1 protein-coding gene is annotated in these 624 nt (G+C 30.4%); it reads right to left on the minus strand.

Annotated features, from left to right (window positions below; translation table 11 throughout):
• Nucleotides 1–115: 115 nt before the first annotated feature.
• On the minus strand, nt 116–604 hold the full coding sequence (locus FGF67_RS16885) for a hypothetical protein (protein WP_139698921.1): 489 nt from the start codon (nt 602–604) through the stop codon (nt 116–118).
• Nucleotides 605–624 lie beyond the last annotated feature (20 nt).

Consider the following 624-nt stretch of genomic DNA (forward strand, 5'->3'; position numbering starts at 1 on the left):
CAACGTGTTGGTGTAAGGATAGTTGCGTGTGCAAGCAACTAACTTACTAAAAATGAAACGAACCAGAGGAAAATCCGTAGGATTTTCCGAGTAGGCTAGAATCAAGCAATTATTTTTACACGGTGTTGGCAAACGTTTTTTTTATTATGCTGATTACTTTGTCAAGTTTTTCCTTGTAAATATATACGTCATACACAAAAGTCTTATTGTCAAAAGTTTTAATTGTCAGCGTGTTTTTAAAGTCATAGACAGGTGCAACTAAGCGCAAAATGTCCTGTGTTAAATCAGTTTTCTGAGAATGTTTTCCAGCACAAGTTATGTCTTTAATATTGGATAATTTGATGTCAGTTTTACGTGAGAATAATCCAAAAAGGTGATTGCTTTTAATCCTTAAAATATTGTTATATACCTCCAATTCTTTTGAGTCAATCATTATTATGAAGGCTAATAAAAAAATTCCTATTGCAATGGCATTAATACTTATTTCTTTATTTAGTCCAATAAATATATTTATTACGAAATAGAGGATTATTAATACAAAAATTATGTCCTTTACAAAGCGTATCCACGAAAAAGTACTATAAATTGGTCTTTTTTCAGTCATTTCTCATAATGTTTGCCAAC

This window comes from Allotamlana fucoidanivorans (assembly GCF_006265225.1).
Classification (GTDB): domain Bacteria; phylum Bacteroidota; class Bacteroidia; order Flavobacteriales; family Flavobacteriaceae; genus Allotamlana; species Allotamlana fucoidanivorans.